General features: G+C 74.8%; 9 protein-coding genes. 1 reads left to right on the top strand and 8 read right to left on the bottom strand.

Going from position 1 to position 8,552, the window contains the following annotated elements:
* The 8 genes from VGB14_21120 to VGB14_21085 form a co-directional block, all read right to left on the bottom strand.
* On the bottom strand, positions 1-1,187 hold a 1,187-nt coding region (locus tag VGB14_21120; protein ID HEX9995433.1), incomplete at its 3' end, for an MBOAT family protein.
* 12 nt (positions 1,188-1,199) lie between these two features.
* The gene (aroE, locus tag VGB14_21115; protein HEX9995432.1) at positions 1,200-2,042 is read right to left on the bottom strand and encodes a shikimate dehydrogenase; all 843 of its coding nucleotides are present in this window, start codon (positions 2,040-2,042) and stop codon (positions 1,200-1,202) included.
* Between the two features lie 16 nt (positions 2,043-2,058).
* Positions 2,059-3,240 (bottom strand): endolytic transglycosylase MltG, encoded by a 1,182-nt coding sequence (gene mltG / locus VGB14_21110; protein ID HEX9995431.1) that lies wholly within the window; start codon positions 3,238-3,240, stop codon positions 2,059-2,061.
* Complete coding sequence (gene ruvX / locus VGB14_21105; GenBank protein HEX9995430.1) at positions 3,237-3,650, bottom strand: Holliday junction resolvase RuvX; 414 nt, start codon at positions 3,648-3,650, stop codon at positions 3,237-3,239. The genes mltG and ruvX overlap by 4 nt, the downstream gene beginning before the upstream one ends.
* 10 nt (positions 3,651-3,660) lie before the next feature.
* A complete protein-coding gene (alaS, locus tag VGB14_21100) occupies positions 3,661-6,249 on the bottom strand; it encodes an alanine--tRNA ligase (protein HEX9995429.1) in 2,589 nt (862 codons plus the stop codon).
* A gap of 44 nt (positions 6,250-6,293) precedes the next feature.
* Positions 6,294-6,536 carry a hypothetical protein gene (locus VGB14_21095; GenBank protein ID HEX9995428.1) on the bottom strand — a complete coding sequence of 81 codons (243 nt, stop codon included), beginning with the start codon at positions 6,534-6,536 and terminating at the stop codon, positions 6,294-6,296.
* A gap of 2 nt (positions 6,537-6,538) precedes the next feature.
* Positions 6,539-6,907, bottom strand: coding sequence for a hypothetical protein (locus VGB14_21090; protein HEX9995427.1), 369 nt, complete (start codon positions 6,905-6,907; stop codon positions 6,539-6,541).
* On the bottom strand, positions 6,894-8,255 hold the full coding sequence (locus VGB14_21085) for a replication-associated recombination protein A (protein HEX9995426.1): 1,362 nt from the start codon (positions 8,253-8,255) through the stop codon (positions 6,894-6,896). The genes VGB14_21090 and VGB14_21085 overlap by 14 nt, the downstream gene beginning before the upstream one ends.
* 51 nt (positions 8,256-8,306) lie before the next feature.
* Here VGB14_21085 and VGB14_21080 point away from each other — a divergent pair.
* On the top strand, positions 8,307-8,552 hold a 246-nt coding region (locus VGB14_21080), incomplete at its 3' end, for a hypothetical protein (GenBank protein ID HEX9995425.1).

Raw genomic sequence — 8,552 nt, 5'->3', positions numbered from 1 at the left:
AGCTCGCGGGCGTCGGCGAAGGTCTCGGCCCGGAAGAACACCCAGGCCAGGCACACGACGTGGAAGGTCAGCAGCCAGCGGCCGACGGCCCCGACGGGCGACAGCGGCCCGGCCGGCAGCCCCCGCTCCGCCCGGCGGTCGGCCCACACCCGCTCCCCCACCTGGGCGAGGCCGTGGATGCCGCCCCACACCACGAACGTCCACGCCGCGCCGTGCCACAGGCCGCCGAGGAGCATGGTCAGCATCAGGTTGCGGTGGACCCGGGACGGCGACCCCCGGTTCCCGCCGAGCGGGATGTACAGGTAGTCGCGGAGCCAGCGGGACAGGGTGATGTGCCAGCGCCGCCAGAAGTCCTGGATGCTGAGCGCCGAGTACGGCGCGTCGAAGTTCTGGGGGAAGCGGAACCCGAGCAGCAGGGCGACGCCGATGGCGATGTCGGTGTAGCCGCTGAAGTCCGCGTAGATCTGGATGGCGTAGGCGTAGACGGCGAAGAGGATCTCGAGCGACGAGTGGGCCTGGGGGACGGCGAAGACGTCGTCGACGATGGCCGTCGCCACGAAGCTCGACACGACGACCTTCTTGAACAGGCCGGCGAAGATCAGGCGGAAGGCCAGCGCCGAGTCGACCCGGCGGGGGTCGGGGCGGACCTCGATCTGGGGGACGAGCTCGCTCGCCCGCACGATCGGCCCAGCCACGAGGTGGGGGAAGAAGGCCATGTAGACCGAGAAGTCGACGAGGCCCGCCGGCCGAGTGTCCCCCCGGTACAGGTCGATCACGTAGCTCATGGCGTGGAACGTGAAGAACGAGATGCCCACCGGGAGGATGACCCGGACGAGGGGCGGGTTGACGTCGAGGCCGAGGCGGCCGAAGCTGCCGACCACCGACTCGACGAAGAAGCCGTAGTACTTGAACCAGCCGAGCACGGCCAGGTTGGCGACCACGGCCACGCCGAGCCAGCGCTTCCTGCCCTCCTCGGTGGCCGCCGCGTACACGAGGCCGCCGAGCACCCAGTTGACGACCGACGACGCGGCCAGGAGGAGCACGAAGCGCGCCTCCCACCAGCCGTAGAAGAGGTAGCTGGCGAGGAGGATGAAGGCCTTCCACGCGGCCGGGTGCGGTCGCAGCAGCCAGCTGACGACGAACACCACCACGAAGAAGACGGCGAACTCGACCGTGGGGAACAGCACGTCGGCGTCCAGTCAAGCACTCGCGATGGGGGCCAGCGGTGCATGGGCGGCGGCCGCCATGACGGCCAGCGGCGGCTCGACGCCGGTCCAGCGCCGGAAGGCGTGGGCGGCCTGGTGGACGAGCATGCCGAGGCCGCCGACCGGGGTGGCGCCGGCCCGCTCGGCGGCGGCCAGCAGCGGGGTGACGAGGGGGTCGTAGACGAGGTCGACGACGACCTGGCCGGGCCGGAGGGCCGACGGGTCGACCGGCACGGCCGGGTCGCCGCCCATCCCGACGGGGGTGGCGTTGACGACGAGGTCGGCGGCCGCTGCGGCCCCGTCGGCGCCGGGGGCGACCCGCCCGAGCGGGCCGGCCAGCGCGGCCGCCGCCTCCACCCGGGCGGGCGTGCGGCCGGCGACGGCCACCTCGGCCGCCCCCGCCGTCGCCAGCGCGAGCACGACGGCCCTGGCCGCCCCGCCGGCGCCGAGCACCAGGCACCGGCGGCCGGCCGGGTCGACGCCGGCCGCCCGGAGGGCGTCGACGAGCCCGTCGCCGTCGGTGTTGGCCCCGGCCAGCCGGTCGCCCTCGACCGTCACGCAGTTCACCGCGCCCAGCCGGGCCGCGGCCGGCTCCAGGTCGTCGACCAGCCCGGCGACCTCCTCCTTCAGCGGCATCGTCACCGACAGCCCCCGCACGCCGACGGCGCGGGCCGCGTCGAGGGCGGCCGCCGCCCCGCCGGCGGGCACGTCGACGGCGAGGAACCGCCACGGGAGGCCCGTCGCCGCGAACGCGGCGTTGTGGATGGCCGGCGAGCGCGAGTGCGCCACCGGCGACCCCAGCACGGCGGCCAGCACCGGCCCTCGCTCGACGGTCATCGGCCGGCGGGCCGGGTCAGCAGCCGAGGCCGAGCTCGGCGCAGCGCTGCTTGGCCTCCTCGAACTCGGCCGCGCTGTCGGTGAAGAAGTGGTGCTCGGGGTCCTGGAGCACGTAGTAGATCCAGGGCCCCTCGGCCGGGTTCAGGGCCGCCTCGATCGACGCCCGCCCGGGCGCGGCGATGGGCGTGGGCGGCAGCCCGGCGTGGATCCGGGTGTTGTAGGGCGACTCGCTCTCGAAGTCGAGGTCCGTGCGGTCCCGGCCGGCCAGCACCGCCTCGTAGGCCGAGGTGGCGTCGATGCCGAGGGGGATGCCCTGGGCCAGCCGGTTGTAGATGACCCTGGCGATCATCGGGCGCTCCTCGGGCACCCTCGCCTCCTCCTCGATCAGCGAGGCGACGACGATGGCCTGGTAGGCCGTGAGCCCGAGCGGCGGCGCCTTGGCGTCGATGCCCAGCTCGCCGGCCACCGTGTCGAGCTGGCGGACCATGCGGGTCAGCACCTCGCCGGCGCCCTCGTCCTCGGCCAGCTCGTAGGTGTCCGGGAAGATCAGGCCCTCCAGGCTCGTCACCTCGGGCGGCTGGTAGGCCGAGCGGATGGTGCCGCTGGCGATGGCGCCGTTCAGCTCGTCGGCGGTGAGCTCGGGGTCGGCGTCGGCGATGGCCTGCACGATCTCGGGGATGATCAGGCCCTCGGGCACGGTGACGGTGCGGACCTCGGGCGGTGCCGGGCCGGCGTCGAGCACCCGCACGGCGTCGCCCATGGCCAGGTTCTGGTGGAACGTGTACTCGCCGGCCTGGAACGGGCCGGCCGACTTCCAGCGGACGTAGTAGCCGAACAGGGTGCTGTCGCTGACCACGCCCTCCCGCTCGAGGATGTCGGCGATCTGGGCCGTGGTCGCCCCCTCCGGCACCTGCACGGCGACCTCGCTCCCCGGCTCGCCGGGCGGGTCGATGCGGTGGTCCACCCACACGGCCCCGGCGGCGACGACGATCCCGAGGAACACGACGAGCCCGAGCAGCACCAGGCCGAACCGGCGCAGCCGGCCCGACTCGGGCTTGACGACCACGTAGTCGTCGTCGTCCCAGTCGTCCCAGTCCTCGCCGTCGACCTCCCAGCGGACCTGGCCGCCGCCGTCGTCCCACACGGGCTCGCGCCCGACGCGGGGCGTGCGGTCGGTGGTCGGGCCCCCGTCGCTCATCGCCGGCCGTCCAGCCACGTCTGGAGGAGGACCGCGGCCGCGGCGGCGTCGATCGTCCGCCGCCGGTCCCGCGCCCCCCGCTTGGGTGCGGCCTGGCGCATGGCCCGGTCGGCGGTGACGGTCGTCAGCCGCTCGTCGGCCACCTCGACGGGCACGCCGGCCACGGCGGCCAGCGCCTCGGCCTCGTCGGCCGCCGCCCTGGCCGCCGGGCCCATCGAGCCGTCGAGGGACAGGGGCAGCCCGACCACGATCCGCCCCGCCCCCCACTCGGCGGCGAGCGCGGCGATGGCCCGGTGGTCGGCGGCCGGGTCGCCGCTGCGGGCCAGCACGGTCACCGGCGAGGCCAGCACCCCGCCGGGGTCGCTGACGGCGACGCCGATGCGGCGGCTGCCGAGGTCGATCCCGAGCACGCGCACGACGCTAGGCGGCGACGAGGGGGATCCCGGCCGCGGCCCTGGCCTGGTCGAGCGCCTCGTCGAGGCGCGACGGGTCCTTGCCGCCGGCGACGGCGACCTCGGGGCTCGGGCCGCCACCGCCCTTCACCGTGCGGGCGGCCTCCCGGATCAGGTCGGAGGCGACGAGGCCGGCGTCCTTGCGGACGGCGGCGACCAGCGCGGCGCCGCCGGTGCCGGGCGCGCCGCCGAGCACCACGGCCCGCACGCCGGGCTGGTCCCTGACCGCGATGGCGAGCGTGCGCAGGTCGCCGGGGGCGATGCCGTCGACCCGGGCGACGACCACCCCGTCGACCGCCTGGGCGGCGAAGCCGGCGGCCTGCCCGGTGGCCGCCCTGCGCCGCAGCTCCTTCAGCTCCTCGCGCAGCGCCCGCTGCTCCTCCCGCAGCTTCTCGACCCCCCGCACGACGTCGTCGGGCGGCACGTTGAGCAGCTCGGCCACCTCGGCGAGGCGGCGCTCCTCCTCCCGCAGCCGCTCGATGGGGCCGGTGCCGGTGACGGCCTCGATGCGGCGGAGGTTGGCGCCGATCGACTGCTCGGCGACGACCTTCAGCGGGCCGATGTCCCCGAGGGCGCGCACGTGGGTGCCGCCGCAGAGCTCGACCGAGTGGTGGCCGGCCTCGAGCACCCGGACCACCTCGCCGTACTTCTCGCCGAAGAAGGCGATGGCGCCGAGGTCCCTGGCGTGCTCGATGGAGGTCTCGTAGTGGCGCACGGGCGCGTTCGAGAGGATCTCGTGGTTGGCGAGGTCCTCGATGCGGGCGAGGTCGTCGTCGGCGATCGGCCCGTAGTGGCTGAAGTCGAACCGCAGCCGGTCGGGCGCGACGTAGGAGCCCTGCTGCTTCACGTGGTCGCCGAGGACCTGGCGCAGGGCCCAGTGGAGGATGTGGGTGCCGGTGTGGTTGCGCCGGATGGCGTCGCGCCGCTCGACGTCGATGGCGGCGACCGCCTCCTGCCCGGGCCGGACCTCGCCCTCGGCGACCTCGACCCGGTGGCGGTGCAGGCCGGGCAGGGCGTAGGTGGTGTCGACCACCCTGGCCCGGCCGGTGTCGGTGGTGATCCAGCCGGTGTCGCCGACCTGGCCGCCGGCCTCCGCGTAGAACGGGGACCGGTCGAGGAACACCGAGTCGCCGACGACGGCCAGCACCCTGGCCTTGGTCTCGAGCTCCTCGCGGCCGACGAACTCGGTGGTGCCGAACTGGTCGAGCACCTCCTGCCAGGCCGTGGCCTCGTCGTCGCCGAGCACGGCCCCCTTCTGCGCGGCCCTGGCCCTGGCCCGCTGCTCGGCCATGGCCTCGTCGAACCCGGCCACGTCGACGCCGACCCCCCGCTCGGCCGCGACCTCCTGGGTGACCTCGAGCGGGAAGCCGTAGGTGTCGTGCAGCTGGAAGGCGACCCGCCCGGGCAGGGGGTCGCCGTCGGCCAGCGCGGCGAGCTGGTTGTCGAGGATGGTCGACCCGGTGGTGAGCGTGCGGCGGAAGCGCTCCTCCTCCCGGCCGATGATCCCGACGACGTAGCCGGCGTTGTCCCGCAGGTCCGGGTAGGCGTCGCCCATCACGTCGACCACCCGCTCGACCATCGTGGGCAGCACCGGGCGCTCGACCCCGAGCAGGTAGGCGAAGCGGACGGCCCGCCGGAGGATGCGGCGCAGGACGTAGCCGCGGTCCTCGTTGGACGGGATCACCCCGTCGTTGACGAGGAACGTGGTGGTGCGGGCGTGGTCGGCCAGCAGGCGGAGGGCGACGTCGCCGTGCTCGGACCCGCCGAGCCGCGCGCCGGTGACCGACTGGGCCTCCTCGACCAGCGCGGCGAGCACGTCGGTGTCGTAGAGCGACCGGGTGCCGGCCAGCACGGCCAGGTTGCGCTCCAGGCCGGCGCCCGTGTCGACGTTGCGCTTGGGCAGGTCCGACAGGTGGCCGTCCGGGTGGCGGAAGTACTGGGTGAACACGAGGTTCCAGATCTCGACGTAGCGCTCCTCGCCCCCGTGGGCGGGGCCGCCCTCGGCGCCCGCCTCGGGCCCGTAGTCCCAGAAGATCTCCGAGGACGGGCCGCACGGCCCCGTCTCCCCCATCTCCCAGAAGTTGTCCTTGTCGAGGCGCTGGATGCGCTCGCTTGGCAGGCCGATCGTGTCCCGCCAGATGGCCTCGGCCTCGTCGTCGGACACGTGGACGGTGGCCCACATGCGGTCGCCGTCGAGCCCCAGCACCTCGGTGTAGAGCTCCCAGGCCCAGCGGATGGCGTCTTCCTTGAAGTAGTCGCCGAAGCTGAAGTTCCCGAGCATCTCGAAGAAGCTGAGGTGGCGCAGCGACCGGCCGATGGCGTCGAGGTCGTTGTGCTTGCCGCCGGCCCGCACGCACTTCTGCACCGAGGCCGCCCGCGGCGGCGAGTAGGGGACGGCCTCCTCCCCGATGAAGTAGGGGACGAACTGCATCATCCCGGAGTTCGTGAACATGGGCGCCGACGGGTGGTGCGGGATCAGCCCGGACGACGGGACTGCGGTGTGGGCGCGCTGGGCGAAGAAGTCGAGGAAGGCGCGTCGCAAGCCGTTGGCGTCCATAGAGGAGGCCAGCCTACCGACCCCCTGTGACAGGAACCCTGGCGTTACCCGGGGGCCTCGCCCAGCTCCTCGCGGATGGACGCCTCCCGCTTCCGCATCGCCTCCCGGCCCTCGGCGACGGCCGCCCGCAGGTCCTGGCCGAGGTCCCGGATGGCGCCCGCCAGGTCCGAGCGCACCCGCTCGGGGGCGACCCGCTCGGCCGCCTGGCGGACGAAGCGCAGCACGAAGAACGCCACCCCGAACCCGAACCCGGCCCCGATGACCAGCCAGGACAGCCGCTTGACCACGCTCAGCCCCGCTCGGCCCTGGCCCGGCGGAGGCGGCGGGCGGCCCGCCCGGTGCCGCTCGCGAACGCCAGCGCCTTGATGATCGGGTTCGACAGCGCCAGGTAGGCGAGCCGCGACGCCGAGTCGACCGTCGACCCGATCGACTCGGCCGTGCCGAGCAGGGTGTCGACCCGCTCGAGCTCGACGTTGGCCTGGTGGGCCGCCGTCCGCAGCTCACCGACGGTCGCCAGGGTGTCGCGCCGGAAGGCCTCGACCGCCTCCCGCACCGTGGTCAGGGTGCGGATGACGGCGAGGAGCATCACCGCGAGGATGACGACGGCGACCACGCTCGCCCCGGCGACGACGACCGCCGCCCACTCACCGGTGTCCATCGCCACCCCCGTCCACGTCCGGCTCGTCGTCGCGGCCCGGCCGCTCGGCCGCCTCGGCTGTCAGTCGCGCCATGCGCGTCGAGATCTCCTGTTCGAACCCGTGGGGCGACGGCTCGTAGTACGTGCGGCCGGCGACCTCCGGGGGGCGGTACTCCTGAGGCACCCAGCCCCTGGGGCCGTCGTGAGGATAGTCGTAGCCCACCCCGTGCCCGAGCTTCCTCGCCCCCCGGTACGACGCGCTGCGCAGGTGGTCCGGCACCTCGGCCGCCGCCCGCGCCTTCACGTCGCCGGCCGCCTTCCCGAGGGCGACCGTCACCCGGTTCGACTTCGGCGCCGTCGCCAGGTACACGACGGCGTGGGCCAGGTTGAGCTGGGCCTCGGGCAGGCCCACGAACTCGACGGCCCTGGCGGCGGCGTCGGCCACGACGAGGCCCATCGGGTCGGCCATGCCGACGTCCTCGGAGGCGAGGATGACCAGGCGGCGGGCGATGAAGCGGGCGTCCTCGCCCCCCGCCAGCATGTGGGCCAGCCAGAACAGCCCGGCGTCGGCGTCCGAGCCCCTGATGCTCTTGATGAACGCGCTGACCACGTCGTAGTGCTCGTCGCGGCCGTAGCGCAGGGCGGGGGCGTCGAGCGCGCCCTCGGCGTCGGCCAGCCGGACGGTGGGCTGGCGGCCGTCCCGGCTGCGGGCCAGGGCGACGGCGACCTCGAGCGCGGTCAGCACGTGGCGGCCGTCGCCGCCGGACATGAGGACGAGGTGCTCGCGGGCGTCGTCGTCGAGCGCCGCCCCCTCCGACTCGAGCCCCCGGTCGACCAGCTCGCCCAGGGCCTCGGCGGACAGGGGCTCCAGGCGGAACAGGGTCGTGCGGGACATGAGCGGCGGGTTGACCTCGAAGAACGGGTTCTCCGTGGTCGCCCCGATCAGGGTGACGAGCCCCGACTCGACGGCCGGGAGCAGCGCGTCCTGCTGGGCCTTGTTGAACCGGTGGACCTCGTCGAGGAACAGGATCGTGCCCTCGCCCCGCTCCCCCAGCCGGGCCGTCGCCCTGGCGATGACCTCCCGCACGTCCTTCACCGTCGCCGTCACCGCCGACAGCTGCTCGAACGCCTTCGCCGTCTGGTCCGCCACCAGCCGGGCGATCGTGGTCTTGCCCGTCCCCGGCGGCCCCCAGAGCAGGACCGAGGTCAGCCGGTCCTCCTCGATCAGCGCCCGCAGCGGCCGGCCGGGCCCGAGGAGGTGCTCCTGGCCGACGACCTCGTCGAGGGTGCGGGGGCGCAGGCGGTCGGCCAGCGGCGCCTGCCGGGCCAGCCGCTCCTCGGCCGCGCTGGCGAACAGGTCGTCGGCCACGGGCCGCACGCTAGTGGTGGAGTTCGGCCCCCGACCGGCCGATGGACGGGCATGAGCATGATGGCCACCGTCTCGCTCGGCGTGCTGCTGGTCGGGATCCTCCTGCTGGTGCCCGTGTGGCTCCAGCGGCGGGTCACCCGGCGCATCGCGGCGCAGGTGGCGGCCGAGGACCGCCGCCCGGCGCCGGCCGTCGCCGGGGGCCCCCCGCCGCCGGGCATGCCCGGCTTCCCGGTCGCCGTGCCCGCCCTGCCCCCGGCCGCCCCGCCGGTCCGCCTGTTCGAGCTGCTGGCCGGGATG

The sequence above is a fragment of the Acidimicrobiales bacterium genome (assembly GCA_036399815.1).
Classification (GTDB): Bacteria; Actinomycetota; Acidimicrobiia; order Acidimicrobiales; family DASWMK01; genus DASWMK01.
This window is presented reverse-complemented; position numbering and strand designations above follow the sequence as displayed.